Raw genomic sequence first — 22,995 nt, forward strand, 5'->3', positions numbered from 1 at the left:
CCGGCTACTTCTTTTTCTTCTTCTTGCCCGACCCGTCACCGAACATCTCGCCGAGCATCTCGTTGTCCCGCTCGGTGACGGTCTTGGGCTCCTTGACGGCAACCTTCCAGAACACCGCGGCGATCACGATCAGCCAGGCCCACCAGGGAATCCCCGAGGTGGGTCCGAACAAGGCGCTGATCACGTTCGTCGTGGTGTCGAGATACTGAGTCATTTCCGTGCTCCCCCGGTCAGCTTCAAGTCGGCCGCATAAATCGGTCACGCGTCGGCCGGCATTAGCGCTTATGCCGCCATGACAGACGTTCCGGTTGACTCTGGGGCATGAAGCAGTACGCGGGCAGGACGGCTGCCCTTGGTCTGGTGCTCGTGATGCTGGTGAGCGCGCTCTACGTCGTACGGAAACCGCTCTTGATGTCGGCCCCCAACTGCCTGAGCGGGAACTGGCGGGGCTGCCTCGGCAACGAGAACGGCGTGGTGCTGATGGTGCTGGTGCTGCTCCCGGTGGCGGGGCTGGTGGTGTGGGCGCTGGCGCAGATCCCGCGGCCGGCGGCATGGCGGATGTCGCTGGCCGAGGTCGGCATGGTCTACGGGACGCTGCCGTGGATCTGGCTGACGCTCATGCCGGGGCCGGGCGCCGGGATCGTGCCCGGTCGGGTGAGTCTGGTGCCGCTGCGTGACCTGGCCACGATGGGACCGATCGGGATCGGTGGCAATCTGCTGGTGCTGGCCGCGCTCGGATTCTTCGGGCCGATCCGGTTCGCGGCGGTGGCCACTGTCCCGCGGATTATCGCGCTCGGCGTCGGCTGCTCGATCCTGATCGAGGTTTCCCAGTACGTGTTCCAGCTCGACCGCGTCTCGTCGGTCGACGACGTGCTGGTCAACGCGACCGGTGCTCTGCTGGCCGGGCTGGCCTCGCGTCGCTGGTGGCGTAGAGAACGGGTTGCCCTCTTCACCGGCGCCTAAGGCCTTAGTGTCGGAATGTTGATCAACTGCTGTCGTTTGTGGAGGGCGGATCCCACACTTCGCGGCGTGAGCGACACCGTCATGATCGCGGACTGGTTCTGGGTGCCCCGGGTGCCGGCCGCCGTGCGCAGCCAGGTCTATGGGGACCGGACGCCCGACCCGCGGGTCGAACTGGTCGCGCTCACCGTCAAATACCTGGTCGAGGCGCACGCCACGCGGTCGATGACCCGGGAGCGGGTGCTGGCCGCGATGTCCGGCCGGATCACCGCCGACAACGCGTGGGACCTGGTCTCGATGCTGGTCCACCTCGGACTGGCCGAGGCGTTCTTCGACCTGGCCTCGACCGACGTCGACCCGGACGGCTCGTTCCGCGGCTTCCTGCTCGGCCTCGACCCCGGCCTGCTCGACGCGATGCGCCACTACGCGGCCTGGAACGGCATCAACCCGAAGCTGTTCTTCGACGGCTTCGTCGTCGGGGTGGCCGAGTCGTTCGCCACCGTGGTCGTCGACCTCGGCAAGCTCGTCCTGCTGATCGGGCGGTTGCAGCAGGAGCAGATGGCGACCCTGATCGTGCTGAGCGTCGACCCGCGAGCAGGTCTGCAGCGCATCGCCGAACAGGCACTCGTCGTGCGCGAGGCGTTCCGGGGCATCGTGGCGGCGCTCGACCCGACCACCATCGACGATCGGGTGCTCGCGCTGTGGCGCGGGTGGGAGCAGGAGTTCGGCCGGCATCTGGCCAACCTCGACCCGTTTGCGGCCGGGCGCATGCTGGGCCGCATCGCCGGCGACCTGTTCCAGCTGCTCACCGGCCTGGTACAGCTGGCCCGGCTGCTGGGTGGGGTCGCCGTGCGGGCGGCCGTCCGCTATGCCCCGCTGCTGCTCACCGCCGTGCGCGGAGCCGTGGCCGAGGCCCGGCTGCTGGCTGCGCTGCTGCTGGCGATCGGCGAGGCCACGATCACCGCCCTCCCCCGGGTCGGGATGGCCACGCTGCGGACGCTCTTCCCGCCCGAGGTGCTCGGCCCGCTCATCCGGCGCGGCCGCGTGCTGCTGGTCGGTGACGAGCTGGCCATCACGATGGTCACGCCGGCCGCCCATGCCGAGGCGTTCGCCGGGGCCGGGTCGCCGTTCTCGTTCATGGTCAGCCAGAACGGGAAGCCGCTGCTCATGGCCAGCGTGTCCGAGACCGTGTCATCGGCCGGGCGCAAGGCCACCCGCCGCGAGCTGAACGCCGCGATCGATGAGATCCTCACGCGGCTCGACGATGTCTTCCGCGAGGTCAAACCGCCCAAGGCCAACGTGAGCCGCGCCGCGGTCCGGGCGGCCGTCCTCCAGCAGCTCGAACAGCGGCTCTCGACGGTGCTCAACCGCCTGCTGCAAAAGGTCGCCTGGGAGGAGTTCCGGGCGCTTCGCAAGGCGGCCAAGGTCGAGGCCTGGCGGCTCGGGCAGCAGGTGCACCGGCGGATGGCGGGCGAGATCACCAAGATGCTCGGTGAGGCGCCCGGCCTGCAGGCCCACACCGAGAAGGCGATCTCGACCGTGGTCGACGCCGTCCGCAAGGCCGACCCCGAGCTGGCGGCGACCCTCAAGGGCGCCGACGCCGTGCTCAAGCAGACGATCGCGCAGATGCTGCTCAGCCACCCCGACCGCGAGCTGCTGCTGGAGCTGGTCGGGTTCACCGGCGACGCGACCAAGGCCGGCGCCGAGAAGGCCCTGGCCCGGCATCTGGCCGACCGGTTCGGGTGGAAGGCCGGCACCACCGTCGGCGAACTGCGCTCCGACCTGCTGCTGGTCGACACCGAAGCGACCAGGATGACCAACGTCGACTGGACCTCGTCGACCAAGCTCGAGCGTTTCGAAAAGACGTGGGCCAAGGTCGCCGACGATCTGGGCGAGGCGTTCGACGGCGACTGGGCCGGGCTCACCGAGGCCTATCGCAAGCTCTCGAAGGAAGTCCCGCCCGAGGTCACGGCCGGTCTCGAAGAGCTGACCGCGCACGCCGTACGGGAAACGGTCGTCCGCCAGGCCGCACTCAGTCAGGTCTTCCCGGGCTTCTTCGTCACCTCGCACGAGATGGCGTACCAGGGTCTGCACGCACTGTTCAAAATTCCACTCTGAAGGGCCGCCGATGGGCATCGTCGTCGTCGCTAACGCCGACACCGACACGCTGGGTTTCAGCGCTGCGCACTCCGACCGCTACGTCTATTCGAACTACTTCGTCCCGATGCTGCTCACGTTTGACGACGGCCGGACGCCGATCCTGCCGTTCTATGTGAAGCAGGCGCTGATCGAGGCGACCCGCTACGGCAGCATCGACCGCGACCGGCTGCCCCACCTGCTCAAGCAGCTGGGCCTGTCCGAGGTGTGGTCGGCCAACGCGATGGACGCGGCCGAGGAAAATCTGCCCGGGCAGGACCCGACGATGTCGCACCGGGAACGGCCGGCCAGCCGTCCGACCCTGCTCGGCGACCAGGACGCCGAGTTCATCGCCGGGCTGCTCCAGTCCGACGTGGGCATCGCGTTCCTCGACCGCACACGCATCCGGCCGATGGGCTTCGCGCTCGGCGAGCATGTCTATGCCCTCGCGCTGGCCCCGGGGGAAGAGGCGGTGCTCGAACAACGGACGTACACCAAAAAGGAACTGACGCTCGAGGAACAGGACGAGACCGAGCAGCAGACCGACATCGAGCTGACCAGCGCTCTCACCACCGAGCTGCAGGAAGGCTTCGAGCGGCAGAAGTCGATCTCCGACACGTGGGGGCTCAACGCGAGCCACACCGGGTCGTACACGAGCCCGACCGGGTTCTGGGGCACGTTCAACGCGAGCCACACCATCGGATACACCCGCAACGTCACCGAGGCCAACCAGGAGACGAGCCGGCGCGCGGTCAAGGACAGCCGCACGGCCACCTCCAAGGTCGCGGCCCGCTACCGGACCCAGCACAAGACCGACTTCAAGCTGGTGACCGAGACCGGCTCCGAGACCAAGTCGAAGCGCACCGTCCGCAACCCGAACCGGGTCACGCCGATCACGCTGCACTACTTCAAGGTGCTGCAGCGCCTCGAACTGGCCCAGGAACGCTACGGGGCGCGCATCTGCTGGGCGCCCACGGTCAAGGAACCGGCGCTCGCCTTCGCCAAGAAGATCAGCGACGGCCGGCAGCGGATCCTCGAGCAGGCGGCGACCGCAGCCGGCACGCCGCCCACCATGCCCGTGCGCCCGGCGCCCGGACAGCCCGCCGCCGCGCCCACGAAGGTCTTCTACTCGGCCGTGAAGACGCTGGACAAGTGGGGCGTCGTCGGTGACATGAGCGCCGACTACGACGTCGACGTGCCGTTCGACGCCGGCTGGCTGTGGGACGGTGACGTCGACTTCATTCGCGCCAACGTCAACCTGATCACCCGGCGGCCGCCGGACAGCATCGCGGCCCGCGTGGTCGGCGCGCCGCTGGTCACCTCGTCCGACGGCGGCACGGTGGTGCGCGTACGCGTCCACGTGGGTGCCGCCATGTGGATCGGCGGGCCGGGCGCCGACGTCCAGGTCGCCGCCAACTTCCAGCAGGCGCCGACCAACGCCGGCCAGAACGCCGACGACGCCGCCTACAACGCGCTGGTCGCCGCCTATGTGACCGGCCTGCAGGAGTGGACCGACAAGCGCGACGAACTGCTGGCCGCGGCCGCGATCGCCGCCGACGAGTTCGAGGCCCGGCTGCGCGCCGGATTCTCGCCGGTCAACGAGATGATCTCGCAGATCGTGGCCGAGCACTTCCCGGCCGGCGTCCGCGACGAGGCGTGGGAGATCGACCTCTGGAACCGGGTGTTCGACTGGGAGCGGGCGTCCTTCGTCTCCTACCCGGGCTGGTGGTCCGGCGGCGACGCGCGCGCCCCCGAACTCGACCCGGGCGACTTCCTCAACGCCAGCTGGGCCAAGCTCTATCTGCCGGTGCGGGCCGGCATGGAACTGACCGCGCTGCGCTGGATCTTCGGCAAGGCGGTGGCGACCCGGCTCGACCCGCGGGTCGAGGATCGGCTCCAGAAGTTCGTGGACGAGCTGTCCAAGTTCCGCACCGAGGCGCTGGGCTCGGCCGACGAGATGCCCGAGCTGGGCGAACCGTGCCAAGACGTGCCGGAGAAGGTCTACTGCCTGGCCAAGTGGTCCGAGCTGATGCCGACCGACGGCACCCACCTCGAGGTGGTGCAGGGCGCGACCACGGCGGCCGACGCGGTCACGGCCAAGGAGATCACCGACGCCGAGGAGCTGCGGGCGGCGCTGCTCGAGAGTGAGCGGCAGAGCAACCGGCTCAAGACGAAGGCGTGGGACCAGATCTCCGAGCCGGCCGATCTGGACGTGCACATCGGAACCGATCGGTCCTAGAGGCCGGCTCTCAGTTCGAGGGCTGCGCGGCGGGGGTCGTTGTTCCAGCGACTCGCGAAACCGTCGCGCAGCCGCCAGCCGGCCTGGGTCAGGGCGCGCTGGCGGGCCAGGTGGGCGGCGGGGCCGTCGGGATGCGGGGCGCAGAGGACACCGATCGGGTTGTCGTCCGGGCCCAGGCACAGGTCGATCGTCCACCTCCCGACCTGGTATGCGGGCCGGGTGAGCACGTCGAGGCGGTCCAGTTCGGCCGCGAGTTCGGACGTCCAGCTCTGCTGCGGATGCGATTTATCTGCTTTGTCGAGCGGCTTCGATGCGTACTGGAAGAACTCGCCGATCAGGCCGTCCGGATTGGACAAACCGGACACGACGACGAGCCGCCGCCGCGCCCGCGTCACCATCACGTTGAACAGGTTGGGATCGGCCACGAAACGACGCCGGTTGGGTGGGTCGTCGGGGGCCAGGCCGAGCGAGACGATCACCAGCTCGGCCTCGCTGCCCTGGAACGCGTGCACCGTCCCGACCCGCAGACCCAGCTCCTCGATCCGCTCGACCGGGTACGCCTCGACCAGCGCCGCCTCGAGCGCGTCGGCCTGCGGGCGGAACGGCGAGATCACCCCGATCCCCCGCGCACCCGCCGCCTTCTCGACGATCTCGAGCACCGCCGCGATCTCGTCCGTCGCGTGCACGATGTCGATCGCGTCGGTCCGCTCGGTGGCCGGGGTGCGGGTCAGCACGTCGAGCCGATCGCCGTAGAAGCGCCGCGCCGAAAACCCGATCAGGTGCGGCACGCTGCGGTGATGCTCGGCCAGCCAGGTGGTCGGGGCGGCGCCCGCGGCCAGGTCGTACGCGCTCACCCGGCGGACGTCCAGCCGCTCGCCGGCGCCGTGCCGCGCGAGCACGTCGGCCACGTCGACGTCGCTCACGAACGACACGAACCGCAACTGCCGCGGATCACCCACCACCATCGCGCGCCGGGCCCGGGCCAGCACCGGCGCCGCGCGCACCTGGTCCACATGGGACGCCTCGTCCAGCACCACCAGGTCGAACATCCCGGGCGCGGCGGGCAGCAGATCCTCCACGTCGGCGACCGTGCCGATCCACAGCGGCAGAGCGCGTACCAGCGGTTCCGCCTCGATCGCGGCCAGCAGTTCCCGACGCCGGTTACGCCCCGCCCGCAAGGCCGCGGCCAGCTCGGCCGCCGCCCTGCGGGCCGCCTTGTCCCACCGCTTCTCGCTGCGGGCCTGCCGGCGCATCGCCTCCCCGACCGCTTGGGCCAGCGCCTGCTCGGCCTCGTGCAGGTCAGCCCAGTGCGGATCCAGGTCGGTGCCACCGGTCGCGGCGATTCTTGCGGCGGCTTGCTGGGCTTTCGCGGCTTTCAAGGCTTTCATAACGCTTTTTTCCTGGCCGAGGCGCCGCAAGGTCCACCATCGGGCCAGCCCGCCCCGAGCGAGCCGGGCCTCCGCACGCTCCAGGTCGACGCCTTCCTTGAACGCGCCAGGCACGTCCGCCGCCAGCCCCGGCAGCTGCGGTTCCCAGTCCGGCAGCTCGGCCGCCCGGATCTCCCGCTCTAAAGCCGATTCAAGACCAGACCTGATTTCCCGTACGCGATCACGTGCGCGCCGCACCGCCTCGGCATCCGCCCGCAGCTCGCCGTCGGACGTGCCGCGCTCGAACCCGGCGGTCAGCTCGGCGGCCAGGCTCTCCCGCCGCGCGGCATCGCCGAACAGCACCGGAACCGGCCCCGGATAACGCTCGAGCAGCCCCGCCAGCACCTCGGCGGCGTGCGGCGACTGGGTCGCCACCAGCACCGATCCGCCCCGATGCACAACTTCGAGCGCCGCCGCGACGACGGTGTGACTCTTCCCGTTCCCCGGCGGCCCCGACACCACGGTGATCGGGGCCGTCCGCACCCGGCGTACGACTTCCGCCTGCGCCTCGCTCAACGGCAGGGGTGACAACACTTCGGCCGGGTCCTCTTCGGACTCGTCGTGCCCGCCATAGATCGCGGCCAGCGCCGTCCCGGTCAGGTCGCGGCCCGCCCAGCTGCGCAGACTGTCGGCCAGCCCGGCCCCGAACACATCCCGCACCACGAACAGCGCCGCCTGCGGCACCAGCACGACCCGGTCGGTGGGCGCGCGCCGCCCGGTGGCCACGGCGTCAACCGGCAGTCCCGTCGCCTCGGCCGCCGACCACAGCCACGCCTTGGTGCCGGTCGCGTCGAGCCAGCCCGGCCCGGCCAGCCCCGGAGCCGCCTCCAGCGCGGCGGCGAGTTGCCGATCCCCGATGAGCGGCGTGATCTCGACGTCGCCGGCCGGGACGATGCGATAGCCGAACAGTGCGCGCTCGAGCTGCACGGGCTGGCTGAGCAGCGGCACCCGGATCTTGCGTTGCTTGCCCTCGACCTCGGCCCGCCCGACCAGGAAACCCCAGCCCCGGCGCAGCGGCCGCTCCTCGCGGTGCAGGGCCCCGATCGCGGCCAGACGGTTGGCTTCCTTGGTGCGCCCGACCCGCTCGGCGTCGTCGAGCCACGCCAGCGGCTGGCCGCCCCGGCTGACGTCCAGCTCACGGTCGCCCCCGGCCGGCGCCAAGTCGGCCAGCACCTCGAACACGTCAGATCCAAGCATCGCGCCGAGGCTACCGTGACCTGGTGGAACAGTCCCGGCCCCGGTTGGCCGACGCCCCCTCCGCCGTCCAGACCGAGGTCGAGGCCTTGCTGGGCGAGCGGGTGGTGGCCGAGCATCCGGCGGGCGCCGGTTTCACGTCGTCGATCGCCTCCGTGATCGTCGGCGCCCGCGGGCGCAGGCTCTTCGTCAAGGCCGCCCCCGACGCGTCCGTGCGAAACGGTGTCGTGCTGGCCGCGGTGGGCGGACCCCGCCTGGTCGGCAGCGCAACAGTCGGCGCCTGGGAGATCGCCGCGTACGAGGTCGTCGACGGCTCGCCCGTGGCTCGCTGGGAAGCGGCCAACCTGCCCCCACTCGTCGCGGCCCTACGCGACCTCCGTCGGCTCAGCCCGGTGCGCGGCACTTCGCGATTTTCTGAGGCTTTTGTCCCCTTACTCGGGACGTGGCAGGCCTTGCACGGCGTGGGGCTGCGCTCGGACGTCGATCACGTGCGCGGAAAGCCGCTACCGGTCGACATTCCGCTGGCCCGGCTCGCCGAACTGGAGAGCCGGTGGTTGCCCGCGCTCGAGTCCGGCACCGCCCTGCATCACGGCGACCTGCGCCGAGACAACTTCATCCGCCGCCCCGACGGCGCCCTGGTCATCGTCGACTGGACCCACCTGTGGACCGCTCCCGGCTGGATGGACGTGGTGCGCTTGGCTCCCGACGTCGCCGCGTGCGGCCACGACCCGGAGTGGTTGCTGCGCTCGGTCTGGCCGGACGCGCCCGCCGACGCGGTCAATGTGGCGCTGGCCGGTCTGGCCGGCCGAGCTTGGCGCGAGTGGCCCTTGCCGGGTCCCGCCGCGCTTCGCCACATGCAGCAGGAGCAGGGCCTGAACACGCTGCGCTGGCTCGCCCAACGGCTCGTCGAGTAGCCGGCCACCACACGGCGGCCGGCTCCTCGAACGTTGTGGGTCAGCCCAGGTCGACGGTCGGGTAGAGCGGGAAACCGGCCAGCAGCTCGTGTGCCTGCTTGTGGACGCGGTCGGCCACGGCCGGGTCGAGGTGGAACTTCGCCTTTGACGTTGCGTCGGGGGTGGTTCCGGCGAGCACGGTGTGGATCAGCTCGGCGATCTGGTCCATCTCGGCGACGCCCAGGCCGCGCGAGGTCAGGGCCGGGGTGCCGATCCGGATGCCGGAGGTGTACCAGGCGCCGTTCGGGTCCTGCGGGATCGCGTTGCGGTTGGTGACCACGCCCGAGTCGAGCAGGGCCTGCTCGGCCTGGCGGCCGGTCAGGCCGAACGGGTGCACGTCGAGCAGCACCAGGTGATTTTCGGTGCCGCCGGACACGAGCTGGACGCCGCGCTTCAGCAGGCCCTCGGCGAGCGCCTGGCTGTTGTCGACGATCTGCTGCGCGTACGTCTGGAACGACGGCTGCCGGGCCTCGGCGAAGGCGATCGCCTTGGCCGCCATCACGTGCGACAGCGGGCCACCGAGCACCATCGGGCACCCGCGGTCGACCTGGGAGGCCAACTCCGCCTGGGCCAGCACGGCGCCGCCGCGGGGGCCGCGCAGTGACTTGTGGGTGGTCGTGGTCACGATGTGCGCGTGCGGCACCGGGTTGAAGTCGCCGGTGAAGACCTTGCCCGCGACCAGACCGGCGAAGTGCGCCATGTCGACCATGAACGTCGCGCCCACCTCGTCGGCGATCTCGCGGAGCGTCGCGAAGTTCACCTTCCGGGGGTACGCCGAGTAGCCGCCCACAATCACCAGCGGCTTGAACTCGCGGGCCGTCTCCCGCAGCGCCTTGTAGTCGATCTGGCCGGTGGCCTGGTCGACCCCGTACGAGCGCTGGTCGAACATCTTGCCCGAGATGTTGGGCCGGAAGCCGTGGGTGAGGTGGCCGCCCGCGTCGAGCGACATGCCCAGCATGCGCTGGTTGCCGAAGGCCTGCCGCAGCTCGGCCCACTCGGCGTCGCTCAGGTCGTTGACCTGACGCTTCTCGAACTTCTTCAAATGGGGCACTTCGACCCGGTCGGCCAGGATGGCCCAGTACGCGACCAGGTTGGCGTCGATGCCGGAGTGCGGCTGCACGTAGGCGTAGGGCGCGTCGAACAGGGCCTTGGCGTGCTCGACGGCGACCGCCTCGACGGTGTCGACGTTCTGGCAGCCGGCGTAGAAGCGGCGGCCGATCGTGCCCTCGGCGTATTTGTCGGACAGCCAGTTGCCCATGGCCAGCAGGACGGCCGGTGAGGCGTAGTTCTCACTGGCGATCAGCTTCAGCGACTCGCGCTGGTCGGTCAGCTCTTTGGCGATGGCGTCGGCGATGCGCGGCTCGACCGTCCGGACCACCTCGAGGGCGGACCGGAAAGCGGCGGATTCGGCGTTCAGCTCAGGCATGGAACCTCCCTATCACGATGCAGAGGCCCAGGCGCACGGCAGGTTCGTCAGATGACGGAGCCGCTCCCCGGTGGTTCACCACCTTGACGCGCCAGTCACGGCCCACCGAGAGCATACCGGCGCCGGGGCCTTCGATCACTAGGGTGTGCTGGTGAACGGCGTACAGATCCTGCTCATCATCGGTCTGGGCATCTTCGTGTCGTCCATGGCGAAACGCCGTGGCGTCGAGCCCGGGATGATCATCGTGGTGCTGGCGGCCGCGGCGTCGTTCATCCCGGGTGTTCCCCGGCTCGAGCTGGAGAGCGAGGTCATCCTCGCCCTCGTCATCCCGCCGCTGCTCTATTCGGCCACGCGCGGCGCCTCGTTCGCCGGCTTCGGCGCCAACCTCCGGGCGATCTGGGCGCTCGGCGTTGTGCTGGTCGCGGTCACCTGCGGCGCGCTCGGGCTGCTGTCGACGTGGCTGCTGCCCACGATCGGGCTGTCCGTCGCGTTCGTGCTCGGTGCCGTGCTCGCGCCGCCCGACACGATCACCACCGTCTCGCACGGGGCCGAGATCGGGCTGCCGCGGCGGGTCACCTCGATCCTCACCGGGGAGAGCCTGGTCAACGACGCGACGGCGCTCACCCTGTTCAGCATCGCGGTGGCCGCGGTCAACGGGGAACACACCACTTGGCGGGGCGGCTTCGCCGAGTTCCTCCGTACGGCGTTCGTCGGGCTCGCCATCGGCGGTGCGCTCGGCTATATCGCGCTGCGGATCCGCAAGCGGCTGCGCAATCCGACGCTGGAGACGTCGCTCGTGCTGCTGGTGCCGTTCACCGCTTTCCTGGCCGCGGAGGAGGCGCACGCGTCGGGCATCCTCGCCGTCGTCATGGCCGCCTTCTCGATCAGCGTGAACCTGACGCTCGACCCGCAGCATCAGTATCCGGGCGCGTACCGGACACGGTTGCAGGAGGAACAGGTCTGGCGGGTGCTGGATTTCCTGCTCGAGACGTTCGTGTTCGCGTACATCGGGCTGCAGTTGAAGTTCGTCCTGGAGGATCTGGCCCGGTCGGATGAGCCGGGCCTGGTCCGCACGCTGATCGCGGCCGCCGTGCTGCTGGTCGCGGCGATCGTGCTTCGCCTGACCGGCGTGTTCGTGCTGTTCGGCCGCTGGCGGCTGAAGGAGCGGAGCAACCAGCGGCGGGTCGAGCGGGACGCGCGGTTCCGGGCCCGCTACCAGCGCTGGCAGGAACGCCATCAGCGCCGGGGCGGCGAACCGTTGCCCGCGCCGACGTCGAAGGAGACGCTGCTGGTCGGCTGGACCGGCATGCGCGGCATCCTGACGCTGGCCGCCGCCGCCTCGATTCCCGAGACGACGGCGTCCGGCGCCGAGTTCCCCGCCCGCGACGCCATCCAGGCCATCGCGCTCTTCGTCACGCTGGGCACGCTGCTGCTGCAGGGCACGACGATCGGCTGGCTGGCCCGGCGGCTGAAGTTCGACCTGACCGCGGAACGCGCCGCCGAGGAGGCCGAGCGCGAACGGGCCCACGAGATCGTCGCCGCGGCCGCCGCCGAGCCGGCCGCCGACCTCGACGCGTCGTTCGAGGCCCAGCGGCTGGCGCTCGGCGTCGCGGTGCACGAGCACCGGCTCACCGAGGAGATCGCCCGCGAGATGATCGAGGACATCGACCTACGGCAAGCAGCCCAAGACACCGCGCGTTAGGAGATCTCCCCGTACACGTACTTCTCGTAGTGCGCCTGACTCATCTGGACGGTGATCCAGCAGCCGTACGGGATCCGGACGAAGAACCGGCCGGTCAGGTCGAGACCGGTCAGGATCGTGCCGCCGTAGACGCTGCCCTCCTGGGCCGGACGCTCCACCCACTGCGGGATGCGGTACGCCTCCTGCGGGCGCGGCGACGGCTTGACCGTCGAGTTGCCCTTGAGGAATGCGAAGCTCATGTAGCGGGTCGCGCCCTCGGGGTAGCAGTTCTGCTCGTAACGCACGCTGATCGGCCCGTTGTCGACCGTGATCCGCGGGCTGAACACCGAGCAGCTGGCCGCGTCGTCGGGCAGGCAGGTCTGCTCCCACGACCACAGGTCGGTCGGGTTGTTGGCGTCGGTGAGCCGCCACTCGAAGACGCCCAGCTCGGCCTCGGCGGTGGCCGACTCGCGCTCGGCGTTGCCCCGGTAGACCGCGCGGTAGGTGCCACGCTGATACGCGCCGGCCTCGTGGTAGCCGGCGTCGGTGGTGTGACCGGCCGTGTCCCAGCCCGTGAAGGTTCCGTCGTCCTTGACGGTGAGGGTCTTGTTCTTGGTGAACTCCTCCTCGCCGAGCGCCTTGAAGAGAATGTCGACCTTGCCGCCGTTGCCGGTCGCGCCGGCCGCCGCCGTGCCACGCACCTGCACGCCGTAGCCGACCTGGACGACCGGCTTGACCAGCTCGAACGTCATGGTGACGGGCAGCTTGTCGGCCGGCGCGGCCTGGGCCGGCGCGGCGACCGCACCCACCGTGGCCGCGGCGAGCAGGGCCGCCAGAATCGGACGAATGGCAGACTTCACCCGTTGGTTCCTTTCCCCCGTGCGAGCCTCCATCGAGGCTCGTCGCCGGGTGATTGTGCCTAACGACCGCTCGCGCCGATACCCCGTTACTCAGCCCGCGGCGTACGTCCGCACATAGTCGAATCGTCCGGTCGCGCCGGTGCCGCCCATCGCGACCACGCCGATCCGCAGCGGCCGGGCCATCGTCCAGGCGGCACCCCAGGTCCAGGTCACGCCGTCGCGACTCGATGCCATCCGGGCCACGCCGTCGCGATAGAGCAGGCGCAGCCACATGGTCTGCGGCGCCGGACCACCGAACGTCGGCCCGGACGAAACGGTGTTGTTCGACGCGCGCCGGTCCTCCTTGGTGAACTCGGTCTGCTGCAGGAATGTGTTCGCGAAACCGCTGAGCGGCAGCACGGAATGGGCCAGCTTCAGGAACCGGTCGTCGTTGTCGTACAGAACAATTCCGGCCTGCTGATTTCCCCGTACGCCGTCGAACTGCACCCTGGTCTCCACCACGAACGGAGTCGACGGGGCATTACGCACCAGCACTCCGGCGCTGTTCTGCCCCAGCGCGAGGTCGCCGGCCTGGGTCGGCCGCACCAGGAAGCCGCCGCTCACCGTGGCCGTCGCGTCCGGGCGAACCCAGCTCCAGCCGGCATTCGGGGCAGTGCCGTTGAACTCGTCCGAAAACGCGGGCAGCAATGCCCCCACCCGCGGATCGGTGACCCGTTGAGTGACCGGGACGAACAACGGGGCCGCACCCAGATTGTCGACGTCGGCTGAACCCGTACGGGAAACCGCTCCGATCTTGCCGCCGCCGAAGGAGACCGGCAGAGTCACCGTCGCCACGTCCTGCGACAGCCGGTCGGCCGAGACCGTCACCGTCAGCGAGGAACCGCGCCGGGTCAGCACGATCGTGTGCCAGGACTGGTAGTTGAAGTTGGCGGGCAGCGCGGCCGAACCGGAGACCGCGCCGTCGACCACGAGCCGCCCCGACGCGCTGTCCAGCCAGGCGGTCACCGGCCCGTACGAGATGCCGGCCGCCGTCCCCCGCACATCGCCCTCGACCCGCACGTTGCCGCTGACTTCACCTCCGCTGAGCGAGGTCGCCGCCGCGGCTGTCGTGAGCAGGCCGCCCGACCACGTGAACCCGCCGGTGAACCCGGCCGAGCCCGAGTCGAACGTGCTGCCCACGGTCCAGGTCGTGACGGGTGCGGGCTGAGCGGTCCGCGACGGGCCCGCCCCAGCCCGTACGGTGGGCCAGCCGTTGATCCAATCGAGCCGGTCGATCATCAGGGGCCGTTTGGTGAGGTTGAGCGTCGCGCCGTTCGCCCCGGTCACCGGCGGGAAGTCGGGATCGGTCTGCGGGATGGCGTGATAGACGAGCCAGTCCTGCCCGGCCAGGTCGGTGACCAGCGAGTTGTGACCCGGCCCGACCCAGCCGTTGCCGGTGGCGGCCAGCACGTCGCCGTCCTTGCTGGTCAGGTCGGTGAGCGCGACCCCGGTGGGAGTGGTGAACGGCCCGAGCGGACTCGTCGCGCGACCGACCTTGACCGTGTAGCCGCTGAACGCGCCGTCACAGCACCCACCGTCCGAATAGAACAGGTAGTAGTAGCCGTCACGGTGCACGACGAAGCCGCCCTCCATCCGGCGGCCGTGCCCGATCTGGGTGACCGCGCCGGCGATGGCGGTGCCGTCATCGTTCATCCGCGCGACGCAGATCGTGTCGTAGCTGCCCCAGTAGAGGTAGTACGAGCCGTCGGTGTCGGTGAACATGGCCTGGTCGATCGTGCCGCTCGGGCAGCCGCTGGCGGCCGGGACGATCCGGCCGCGGTCGGTCCACGGGCCGTTCGGTCCCGGGCTGGTGGCCAAGCCGATGCCGCCGACCGAGAGCGAGTAGGTCAGCCGGTAGGCGTTGTTGTAGTAGCGGATGTCCGGCGCCCACGGCCGGGTGCCGGCGGGCCACCAGCTCGGTTTGGCGGTGAGCGGGAAGACGTCGCCGGCGTAGGTCCAGTGCACGAGGTCGGTCGAGCTGAGCGTCGGCAGGATGTGTTCGCCGGTCTCGCCGCGGCTGTTGAAGATCGGGTTGGTCGTCCCGTAGGACCACCACTTGCCGTCCTTGCCCTTGATGATCGCGGGGTCGGGGAAGGTGTCTACGGTGCCGGCGCTGACCGGGTTCGTGTAGGTCGCGGCGGCGGCTTTGGTTGCGGCGGCTGGGGCTGGGGCTGGGGCTGCGGTCGCCGGGCTCGGTACGGCGGCGAAGGTCGCGCTTATCAGGACAAAAAGCCAGAGTGAGGTTCGCGTGCGGGCCATCCGTGGCTCCCGGGGTGCGTTGGGGATGGGGCGGGACGTTAGCGGGCGGGGCTCGGTTGCGGGGCGGCGCCTGTGGATAACCGGCCAATGTGGATAACCGATTCGATCTTCCTGGCGCGCGGGTAGGGTGGGGGACCCCCGGTTGGGTGGGTTGGGGAGTTGGGCACGGGCCAGAGGCTGAACGGGCGCTGATGACGGGCGGCGACTAGAGGCTGGCGGTTCGGAAACCGGTGTTGCCTGTGGACGAGTCGGGTGTGTTTGAGGATCGGGCTGCATTGCGGTAGCGATTGCAGTACGAGTCGTGGCACAGGTAGGAACCGCCGCGGATCACGCGGGCGGCACCCAACGACGGACCCGGCGGGTTGTCCACTGGGGACATCGAGTAATAGGTGGGTGAGAACCAGTCGGCGCACCACTCCCACACGTTTCCGATCGGCTGGTACAGGCCGTAATCGTTGGGCGCGTAGGAACGGGCCGGCGCAGTGGTCACCCAGCCGTCGTCGGCCGTGTTGTCGGTCGGGAAAGTGCCCTGCCAGATGTTGCAGGGCCATTCCGGAGAAGGCAGTTCGTCGCCCCACGGATAGCGCCGCGACGCATGACCGGCCCGGGCGGCGCATTCCCATTCCGCCTCGGTGGGCAACCGGCGGCCGGCCCAGGTGCAGTAGGCCTGGGCATCGTTCCAGCTGACGTGCACCACCGGGTGGTCGTCGAGCGCGGTCGAGGAGGGCCCACCAGGATGAGCCCAGTCGGCCCCGGAAACACCGAGCCACCACGGCGTTCCGGCCATGCTGCCGACGATCTCGGCGCCCTCGGAGAGGGCCGAGTGGAAGACCGCGGACCAGCCGAATGCCTCGGCCTCGGTGCGATAGCCGGAATCGGCGACGAACGAACGGAAATCGGCGACGGTGACGGCGGTCGAGTCGATCGCGAAAGAAGAAATGCGTACGGGGTGAACGGGCGTCTCGCCGTCGGGGCGCACACCGTCGCCGAAAGCGTCGCCCATCGCGAACGTCTGCGCCGGCACGGTCACCTGCGGGACGAGATGATCTCCCGAGCGAGTGGGCATGGCAATGCCGGAGGGACCGGAACGAGAAGAGGACGGGCTGCAGCACTCACTCATGACGTCACCGGCCGGGGCTGGCTCGGGTGCGGTTTGTCGCCCAGCCGGGCCTGCTCGTTCCACATCGCCACGGTCAACTCGTCCCGGACGACCGCATAGGCCGGATCGTCGTACACGTTCCGCAGCTCGGCCGGGTCCAGAAGCAGGTCGTACAGCTCCCACTCCGGCGGATACGTCCCCCACCCGCAGCCGGGGATCCCCATCCCGTCGTTGTAGAAGTAGATGAGTTTGTAGCGCGACGTCCGGTAGCCGTAGTGAGCCGGCGCTTTGTGGAAGACGTCGTCGTGTTCCCAATAGCGGTAGTAGATGCCGTCGGCCGCCACGTAGGACGAGTCGGTCAGCAGCGGCCAGAAACTGCGGCCCTGCATGCGCGGATGGGCGGGCACCCCGGCCGCTTCCAGGATGGTCTGGGCCCAGTCCACATTGGTCACCATGTCATCGACCACTCCGGGCGCAATTCGAAGCGGGCACGACAGGACGAGCGGCATGCGCAGCGATTCCTCGTACATGAACCGCTTGTCGAACCACCCGTGGTCACCGAGAAAGAAGCCCTGGTCGGACGCGTACATCAGCAGGGTGTCGTCGAATTCGCCCCGTGCGCGCAGAAAGTCGGTCACCCGGCCCACGTTGTCGTCGACCGAGGCGACACAGGCCAGGTAGTCCTCCATGAACCGCTGGTATTTCCACAGCGCCGAGTCGGCATAGGAAAGTTCCGGAGGCGGCGCGACCTTCAGATCTTCCAGGGTCAGGTGTTCGGCGATCCGCATCGCGGCGCGCCGGGCGGACGACGTGCGGGTCGCGTAGTCGTCATCAAAGGTGGCCGGCAGCGGAATCGGCGACCCGGAGTGCGGAGAACCGGGCGGCGGGACCCACGGCCGGTGCGGCGCCTTGTGATAGATCAGCACGCAATAGGGGTCGTCGCCGGACAGGGACGAGATCCAGTTCAACGCGAGATCCGTGATGATGTCGGTGGCATAACCCGGAACCACCCGCCGGCCCGAGGCGGACAGAAAGACCGGATCGATGTACTCCCCCTGATCGATCAGCACATCCCAGTAGTCGAAATGCTGGGGATCGTGCCCGGGCCCGTCGCCCATGTGCCATTTGCCGACCATCGCCGTGCGATAACCGGCCGCCCGCAGCGCGCTGACGAAACTCGGCTGTGCCGCGTCGATCGGCGTGACCAGCGTCGTCACTCCGTTGACGTGGCTGTAGGTGCCGGTCAGGATGCTGGCCCGCGACGGCGAGCACAGCGAGTTGGTGGCGAAACAGTTGTCGAAGCGCCGGCCGAGCCGGGCGATCTCGTCGATCCTCGGTGTTTCGTTCACGACCGAGCCGTACGCGGAAATCGCATGCGCGGCGTGATCGTCGGTGAGGATCATGACGATGTTCATGAGTACGACGCCTCGTCGAGGCCGCTCAGCGTCGGGTCGTGGTCGACCGCGCCGACGTCGTACATCGAGGTCATCCAGTGGTAGAACCGGTCGTCCCGGTCGACCAGCAACTGGTAGAGCCGCTTCAGCATGCGACCACGCACGGGTGCCATTTCCGGGTGGTGGTAGATGTTCAGAAGCTCGTCCGGGTCGCGCTCCAGGTCGTAGAGCTCGTTGGTCGAGTCCGGGTTGACGACCAGTTTGTAGCGGTCCTCCCGGAGCATGCGCTGCGGATAGGGGAAATGGTGGCCGTGGAATTCGGCCACGATGTCCTGCTGCCATTCCGGCTGTTCGCCCCGCACGAGCGGCACGAGGCTGCGGGAATCGACGGCCGGGGTGACGGGCAGCCCGGCCAGGTCAAGAATCGTCGCCGTGCAGTCCAGCAACGAGACGAACTCGGAACGGGCCTGCGGCGGCGCACCGGGAATGCGCACGATTCCGGGCGTGCGATAGATGTCCTCGTACATGGCCGGGCCCTTGTCGTGCAGCCGGTGCGACCCGGTGAACTCCCCGTGGTCACAGGTGAAGAACACCGTGGTCGCGTCGGTCAGGCCGAGCGTGTCGAGCTCGTCGAGAATGCGCCCGACCTGTTCGTCGATCAGCGTGACGTAACCCCGGTAGACCGCGATCAGCTTGCGTGTGACCTCGATCGGCATGGTGTCGAACGTCCAGTGGGCGCTGTAGTTGCGCTGCACCGGCGGCTTGCCCTCGAACGTCTCGGCGATCGACTTCGGCAGCTCGACCGTGGACGGGTCGATCAGGTCGAAATAGGAGTCCGGGACGATGTACGGCAGGTGCGGCCCGAAGAAGTGGGTGGCCAGGTAGAACGGCCGCGAGGAATCAACCGCGTAGCGGCGCAGCATCTCGATCGTCCGCGTCGCCATGTAGTACTCGAAAGTCGCCTCGACCGGCTGCTGCAATCGGGCCGCCAGCAGATTGCCCGGCCCACCGTTGGGGAGCGTGCCGCGAATGCGATCGGTTATCTCGTACGGGGGAAGGTCGTTCTCCTTGAGATAGGCGCGATAGTCCTCATGCTCGACCGGGTTGTGCCAGCCCGTCAGGTGTGGTCCGTCGAATCCGTAGTCGGCGGGCGCCTTGATCGTGCCCGCGTGCCACTTGCCGATCAGTCCCACGTTGTAGCCCTGCTCGCGCAACGCCACCGGAAAGGTGAACGTGCCGTCGGGCAGGTCCTCCTGATAGCCGACGTTGCGCTCGTGGTTGGCCAGCACCTTGTGCCGGAAGGGCGCCTGCCCGGTGAGCAGGCTGGCCCGGGCCGGTGTGCAGATGGCGGTCGGGGTGTACCACCGGTCGAATCGTGTTCCCGAGGCCGCCAGGCGATCGAGATTGGGCGTACGAACCTGCGGATTCCCGTACGCCCCGAGCGTGTCGACCCGGTGCTGATCGGTCATGAGGAAGAGGAAGTTCACTTCGATGCTGCCCCGGTGAAGACGGAACCGAGGTAATAGGTCGAGGGGTCGGCGTTCGAGGGAAGCTTGCCCGCGCCGACGAAATAGTCGCCCATCCCGGTCAGCCATTTGTTGACGGTTCCGTCGGCGGTGTAGCCGTCGAGCGTCTTGGAATCGAGCATCTTGCTGTTGGCGGCGTCCGCCTTGACCGCGTCGGCCGGCTGCTTGAGCAGGCCCGCGGTCAGCTCGACGGTCTTGTCGCCGTTGGCCGCGCGATAGTCCATCGCCTCGCGCAGCACCTGCACGACCTTGGTCACCTCGTCGGCCTTGCCGCTGACCACGTCGTTGCCGGCCACGAAGGCGGTCGGGAACGACACCGTGCTCGCGAAGTCCTCGTTCTTGGCCAGCTCGACCAGGTCCGGCTTCTTCTGCTTGATGTTGTTGAGCAGCGGATACCAGATGCCGGCGGCGTCGATCTGACCCGACGCGAACGCGCTCACGATCGTGGCCGGGTCCATCGGCACCCGCTCGATGTCGGTCGCCGACAGGCCGGCCTTCTGCAGCGCCAGGGTGAGGATCATGTCGCCCGACGTGCCCTCGGGGACGCCGACCTTCTTGCCCTTGAGCTGGGCCAGGTCGGTGATGCCGGGCTGGGCGATGACCCGGTCGGCGTTACCGAGCGAGTTCAGCGCCACGATCTTGGCCTTGCCGCTGGCCGGGAGCCAGACCGCGCCCGGACCGATGTAGCCGAAGTCGAGGTCACCCGCGTTGATCGCGGTGATCTGCAGCGGCCCGTTGGTGAAGACCTTGGTGCTGACCTCGAGGCCGTGCTTCTCCCAGAGCTTCTGGTCGTCGGCCACGGCGAGCAGGCTGGCCCCGTTGTAGTCGGCGATGTACCCGAAGTTGACCTTGACCGTAGCGGAGGCGGAATCGTCGGACGACCCGCAGGCGGCGACCGTCAAAAGCGACGCAGCCGCAATTAGAGAAAACAGACGTCTCATGAAACAGGCTCCTGGTGATAGACGGCGCTCCACACGCGATTGCGCAGCGCCGTGAAAGCGGGACTGAGCCGCAGTTCTTCGGTACGGGGGTAGGGCAGATCGACGTCGACGATCTCGACGATCCGGCCGGGCCGGGCCGCCATCACGACGACCCGGTTGGCCAGGAAGACCGCCTCGTCGACGTCGTGGGTGATGAAGACGACGGTGCGTTTCTCCTGGCTCCACGTCTGGAGCAGTTGTTCCTGCAGCCGTACGCGGGTCAGCGCATCAACCGCACCGAACGGCTCGTCCATCAGCAGAATTGACGGGTTGACGGCATAGGCACGGGCGATGGCACAGCGCTGTTTCATGCCGCCCGACAAGGTGCGGGGCAGCGAGTCGGCGAAGTCGTGCAGGCCGACCAGGTCGATGAAATGCTGGGCCCGTTCGCGCCGCTCGTCCCGGGGCACGCCGGCCGTACGCAGCCCGAACTCGACGTTCTTGCGGACGGTGAGCCACGGGAACAACGCGTACTGCTGAAAGATCACACCCCGGTCGGGCCCGGGCCCGGTGATCGGCGAGTCGGAGACCAGCGCCTGCCCGGAAGTGGGGAACTCGAGGCCGGCCAGGATGTTCATGAGCGTGGTCTTGCCGCACCCGGACGGCCCGACGATGGTCACGAACTCGTTGTCGGCGACATCCAGCGAGACGTCACCCAGCGCGACAAAAGTCTCGTTCTTCAGCGGAAATGTCTTGTGGACATGAGACACGGTGATCATCGGCGCTCCTGCCAGTTCGTCAGACGGCGCTCGGCGAGGAGCAGCAGCCGGTCCATCAGCAGGCCGAGCACGCCGATGCTGATCAGCCCGACAAAGATCGTCGGAAGGTCGTAGTAGAGCTGCGCGCTCTGCATCCGATAGCCGAGCCCCTGCTGCGCGGCGATCAGCTCGGCCGCGACCAGCGTGGCCCACGACGAGCCGAGCCCGACCCGCATGCCGACGAGGATGAACGGCGTCGACGCCGGCACCACGACCCGGGTGAAGATGGTGCCGTCCCTGGCCCCGAGCACCCGGGCCGCGTTGATCAGCGTCTTGTCCACGTTGACGACGCCCTGGAACGTGGCGATCACGCAGGCCAGGAACGAGGCCAGGAAGATCACGAAGACCTTCGGGGTCTCGCCGATGCCCATCAGCACGATCGCCAGCGGGATGATGGCCAGCGGCGGGATCGTCCGGAAGAACTGCACCCACGGCTCGAGCAGCCCGCGAGCAACGCCGTACCAGCCCATCAGGAAGCCGACCGGCACGGCCAGCGCGACACCGAGCACGAAGCCCGCGAGCACCCGCCCGAGGCTGGCCAGCACGTCGTCGGCCAGCGTGCCGTCGGCGATCAGCTCCCACCCGCGCCCGGCCACCTCGGGCGGCGCCGGAATGTCGAAGCCGGTGAGCGAGAAGCCCCACCACACACCGAGACCGAGCAACACCGAAAGCAGGTTCCACACCGTTTTCGGTACGCCTCGACGACGGCGTTCCCGAGTCGGCGGGCTGCCGGTGGTCACCTCGGTGTCCACCTGGACCACGGTCATGACGAGCTCCCAGGGGTTCGCGGGACGGGAACAGCGGTTCGTGAAGCGGGAGCCGGAAAGGCAGCGCCCGGATAGTCGGCCAGCAGCGGCGACTGGCGGAAGCAGGCGGTGATCGCGCCGCGCGCGCCGTCGTCGTCGCCGAGGCGGGCGGCCCGGATCAGCGGCCCGGCCCCGACCGAGATCAGCTCGGCCGCGATCACCGCACCGGCCCGCGCGACGATGGCGGGCACGGCGTGCGGCAGCGGACCGCCGATCACGATCTGCCCCGGGTTGAGGATCAGGGCGGCGTCGGCCAGCACCCGGCCGAGCGCGTCGGCGACCCGGTCCATCGCGGCCCGCACTCGCGGCTCCTCCCGGCGGGCGGCGAGTTCGGCCAGGTCGCGTACGCCGGCCGCGGCCAGCGCCGGACGCAGGGCGGCCACCGTCTCGAGGCAGCCCCGCTTCCCGCAGCGGCAGACCCCGCCCGCCGGGTCGACCTTGACGTGGCCGAACTCGCCCGCCGCCCCGCTCGCCCCCGAAACGAGGCGGCCGCCCACCACCAGTCCCCCGCCGATGCCGTCGGCCAGCCGTACGTAGAGCACGTCGCCCGCGTCGACCGCGCCGCCGGGTTCGCCGAGATCGCTCGCCTCGGCCAGCGCGGCGAACCGGGTGTTGTTGTCGACGATCACCGGCGCCGAGAACCGCGAGGCGAACGCGGCCAGCACGTCGGCCCGGGAACCGCCGGCCGGATAGGGGCCCGCGACGCCGACCCCGATGCCCTGCAGCGCGGCCAGGTTGATGCCCTGCTCGCGGGCGATCCGGTCGACCAGGTCGACGCCGGCGGCCAGGCGCCACGGCCACGAACTGCCGGGCGGATATTCCTCGACACCGCTGGCGATGATCTCGTGGGCGGCGTCGGCCACCGCGACCCGGGCCCGGGTGTGCCCGAGGTCGACGCCGAGGAACTGACCCGAGCGCGGATCGAGGGCCAGCAGTTCGGCCGGGCGTCCGCTGCCCGCCCGCAACTGGGCGTCGGTATTGACGACCACGATTGCTCCGCGGGCCAGCAGTTCACCGGTTATTTCGGAGAGGGTGGTGCGGGACAGACCGGAGCGGGCTGAGATCTGGGCCCGGCTGAGCCCCCCGCGCTCGCGCAGGATCGCCAGCACGCGCTCCTCGTGAGCGCGCCTGACCAGCGCATGTACGCCTACGGATCCGGACACGAGGCCACCGTAGGCGGGCCCGAATTTTTCCGTCAACAGTCCGACAGAATTATCTCTTCTAAACCGGTAGGAAAACTTCCTTCGTAACACGGTGG

General features: G+C 69.3%; 17 protein-coding genes and 1 riboswitch. Of the genes, 5 read left to right on the forward strand and 12 right to left on the reverse strand.

The window, feature by feature from the left end; genetic code table 11:
• Positions 1-4: 4 nt before the first annotated feature.
• Positions 5-214 carry a hypothetical protein gene (locus KOI35_RS28635; protein WP_215791744.1) on the reverse strand — a complete coding sequence of 70 codons (210 nt, stop codon included), beginning with the start codon at positions 212-214 and terminating at the stop codon, positions 5-7.
• 107 nt (positions 215-321) lie between these two features.
• Here KOI35_RS28635 and KOI35_RS28640 point away from each other — a divergent pair, with 107 nt between their 5' ends.
• The 3 genes from KOI35_RS28640 to KOI35_RS28650 all read left to right on the forward strand — a co-directional run bounded on the left by KOI35_RS28640 (position 322) and on the right by KOI35_RS28650 (position 5,335).
• Positions 322-963, forward strand: coding sequence for a VanZ family protein (locus tag KOI35_RS28640; protein ID WP_215791745.1), 642 nt, complete (start codon positions 322-324; stop codon positions 961-963).
• Positions 964-1,029: 66 nt separating this feature from the next.
• The gene (locus KOI35_RS28645) at positions 1,030-3,078 is read left to right on the forward strand and encodes a hypothetical protein (protein WP_308121191.1); all 2,049 of its coding nucleotides are present in this window, start codon (positions 1,030-1,032) and stop codon (positions 3,076-3,078) included.
• A gap of 10 nt (positions 3,079-3,088) precedes the next feature.
• Positions 3,089-5,335: a hypothetical protein gene (locus KOI35_RS28650; RefSeq protein WP_215791747.1), complete on the forward strand. Its 2,247-nt coding sequence runs from the start codon at positions 3,089-3,091 to the stop codon at positions 5,333-5,335.
• Here the strand turns inward: KOI35_RS28650 and KOI35_RS28655 are convergent.
• Positions 5,332-7,959 carry an AAA domain-containing protein gene (locus KOI35_RS28655; protein WP_215791748.1) on the reverse strand — a complete coding sequence of 876 codons (2,628 nt, stop codon included), beginning with the start codon at positions 7,957-7,959 and terminating at the stop codon, positions 5,332-5,334. The genes KOI35_RS28650 and KOI35_RS28655 overlap by 4 nt on opposite strands.
• Before the next feature lie 23 nt (positions 7,960-7,982).
• Here KOI35_RS28655 and KOI35_RS28660 point away from each other — a divergent pair, with 23 nt between their 5' ends.
• Positions 7,983-8,870 (forward strand): aminoglycoside phosphotransferase, encoded by an 888-nt coding sequence (locus tag KOI35_RS28660; RefSeq protein ID WP_308121192.1) that lies wholly within the window; start codon positions 7,983-7,985, stop codon positions 8,868-8,870.
• Between the two features lie 40 nt (positions 8,871-8,910).
• On the opposite strand, the gene KOI35_RS28665 is transcribed toward KOI35_RS28660, so the two are convergent.
• Positions 8,911-10,335, reverse strand: a complete 1,425-nt coding sequence (locus tag KOI35_RS28665; RefSeq protein WP_215791749.1) for a glycine hydroxymethyltransferase — start codon at positions 10,333-10,335, stop codon at positions 8,911-8,913.
• Between the two features lie 18 nt (positions 10,336-10,353).
• A riboswitch (ZMP/ZTP riboswitch) is annotated at positions 10,354-10,444 on the reverse strand.
• Between the two features lie 42 nt (positions 10,445-10,486).
• On the opposite strand from KOI35_RS28665, the gene KOI35_RS28670 reads away from it, so the two are divergent.
• Positions 10,487-12,037, forward strand: a complete 1,551-nt coding sequence (locus tag KOI35_RS28670; protein ID WP_215791750.1) for a cation:proton antiporter — start codon at positions 10,487-10,489, stop codon at positions 12,035-12,037.
• Here KOI35_RS28670 and KOI35_RS28675 read toward each other — a convergent pair.
• The 9 genes from KOI35_RS28675 to KOI35_RS28715 all read right to left on the reverse strand — a co-directional run bounded on the left by KOI35_RS28675 (position 12,034) and on the right by KOI35_RS28715 (position 22,900).
• Positions 12,034-12,876, reverse strand: coding sequence for a hypothetical protein (locus KOI35_RS28675; RefSeq protein ID WP_215791751.1), 843 nt, complete (start codon positions 12,874-12,876; stop codon positions 12,034-12,036). The genes KOI35_RS28670 and KOI35_RS28675 overlap by 4 nt on opposite strands.
• A gap of 90 nt (positions 12,877-12,966) precedes the next feature.
• Entirely contained in the window at positions 12,967-15,174 is a 2,208-nt protein-coding gene (locus tag KOI35_RS28680) for a family 43 glycosylhydrolase (protein WP_215791752.1), read from the reverse strand.
• 205 nt (positions 15,175-15,379) lie between these two features.
• Positions 15,380-16,204 carry a formylglycine-generating enzyme family protein gene (locus KOI35_RS28685; protein WP_308121193.1) on the reverse strand — a complete coding sequence of 275 codons (825 nt, stop codon included), beginning with the start codon at positions 16,202-16,204 and terminating at the stop codon, positions 15,380-15,382.
• Between the two features lie 86 nt (positions 16,205-16,290).
• On the reverse strand, positions 16,291-17,688 hold the full coding sequence (locus KOI35_RS28690) for a sulfatase family protein (protein ID WP_215791754.1): 1,398 nt from the start codon (positions 17,686-17,688) through the stop codon (positions 16,291-16,293).
• Positions 17,685-19,262, reverse strand: coding sequence for a sulfatase family protein (locus KOI35_RS28695; protein WP_281420280.1), 1,578 nt, complete (start codon positions 19,260-19,262; stop codon positions 17,685-17,687). Before KOI35_RS28695 ends, KOI35_RS28690 begins: the two co-directional genes overlap by 4 nt.
• Positions 19,151-20,095, reverse strand: a complete 945-nt coding sequence (locus tag KOI35_RS28700) for an aliphatic sulfonate ABC transporter substrate-binding protein (RefSeq protein WP_215791756.1) — start codon at positions 20,093-20,095, stop codon at positions 19,151-19,153. Before KOI35_RS28700 ends, KOI35_RS28695 begins: the two co-directional genes overlap by 112 nt.
• A gap of 35 nt (positions 20,096-20,130) precedes the next feature.
• The gene (locus KOI35_RS28705; protein ID WP_215791757.1) at positions 20,131-20,892 is read right to left on the reverse strand and encodes an ABC transporter ATP-binding protein; all 762 of its coding nucleotides are present in this window, start codon (positions 20,890-20,892) and stop codon (positions 20,131-20,133) included.
• Entirely contained in the window at positions 20,889-21,698 is an 810-nt protein-coding gene (locus tag KOI35_RS28710; protein WP_215791758.1) for an ABC transporter permease, read from the reverse strand. Before KOI35_RS28710 ends, KOI35_RS28705 begins: the two co-directional genes overlap by 4 nt.
• A complete protein-coding gene (locus KOI35_RS28715; protein ID WP_215791759.1) occupies positions 21,695-22,900 on the reverse strand; it encodes an ROK family transcriptional regulator in 1,206 nt (401 codons plus the stop codon). The genes KOI35_RS28710 and KOI35_RS28715 overlap by 4 nt, the downstream gene beginning before the upstream one ends.
• Positions 22,901-22,995 lie beyond the last annotated feature (95 nt).

Origin of the sequence: Paractinoplanes bogorensis, assembly GCF_018829635.1 — a bacterium.
In the GTDB taxonomy this organism is placed as follows: Bacteria; Actinomycetota; Actinomycetes; order Mycobacteriales; family Micromonosporaceae; genus Actinoplanes; species Actinoplanes bogorensis.

Bases quoted from the DNA above. Each gene is read 5' to 3' on its own strand.
- KOI35_RS28635 (WP_215791744.1), bottom strand. From the start codon at position 214: ATGACTCAGTATCTCGACACCACGACGAACGTGATCAGCGCCTTGTTC.
- KOI35_RS28710 (WP_215791758.1), bottom strand. From the start codon at position 21,698: ATGACCGTGGTCCAGGTGGACACCGAGGTGACCACCGGCAGCCCGCCG.
- KOI35_RS28665 (WP_215791749.1), bottom strand. From the start codon at position 10,335: ATGCCTGAGCTGAACGCCGAATCCGCCGCTTTCCGGTCCGCCCTCGAG.
- KOI35_RS28690 (WP_215791754.1), bottom strand. From the start codon at position 17,688: ATGAACATCGTCATGATCCTCACCGACGATCACGCCGCGCATGCGATT.
- KOI35_RS28650 (WP_215791747.1), top strand. From the start codon at position 3,089: ATGGGCATCGTCGTCGTCGCTAACGCCGACACCGACACGCTGGGTTTC.
- KOI35_RS28640 (WP_215791745.1), top strand. From the start codon at position 322: ATGAAGCAGTACGCGGGCAGGACGGCTGCCCTTGGTCTGGTGCTCGTG.
- KOI35_RS28655 (WP_215791748.1), bottom strand. From the start codon at position 7,959: ATGCTTGGATCTGACGTGTTCGAGGTGCTGGCCGACTTGGCGCCGGCC.
- KOI35_RS28695 (WP_281420280.1), bottom strand. From the start codon at position 19,262: ATGGCTGACCGGGATGGGCGACTATTTCGTCGGCGCGGGCAAGCTTCC.
- KOI35_RS28705 (WP_215791757.1), bottom strand. From the start codon at position 20,892: ATGATCACCGTGTCTCATGTCCACAAGACATTTCCGCTGAAGAACGAG.
- KOI35_RS28680 (WP_215791752.1), bottom strand. From the start codon at position 15,174: ATGGCCCGCACGCGAACCTCACTCTGGCTTTTTGTCCTGATAAGCGCG.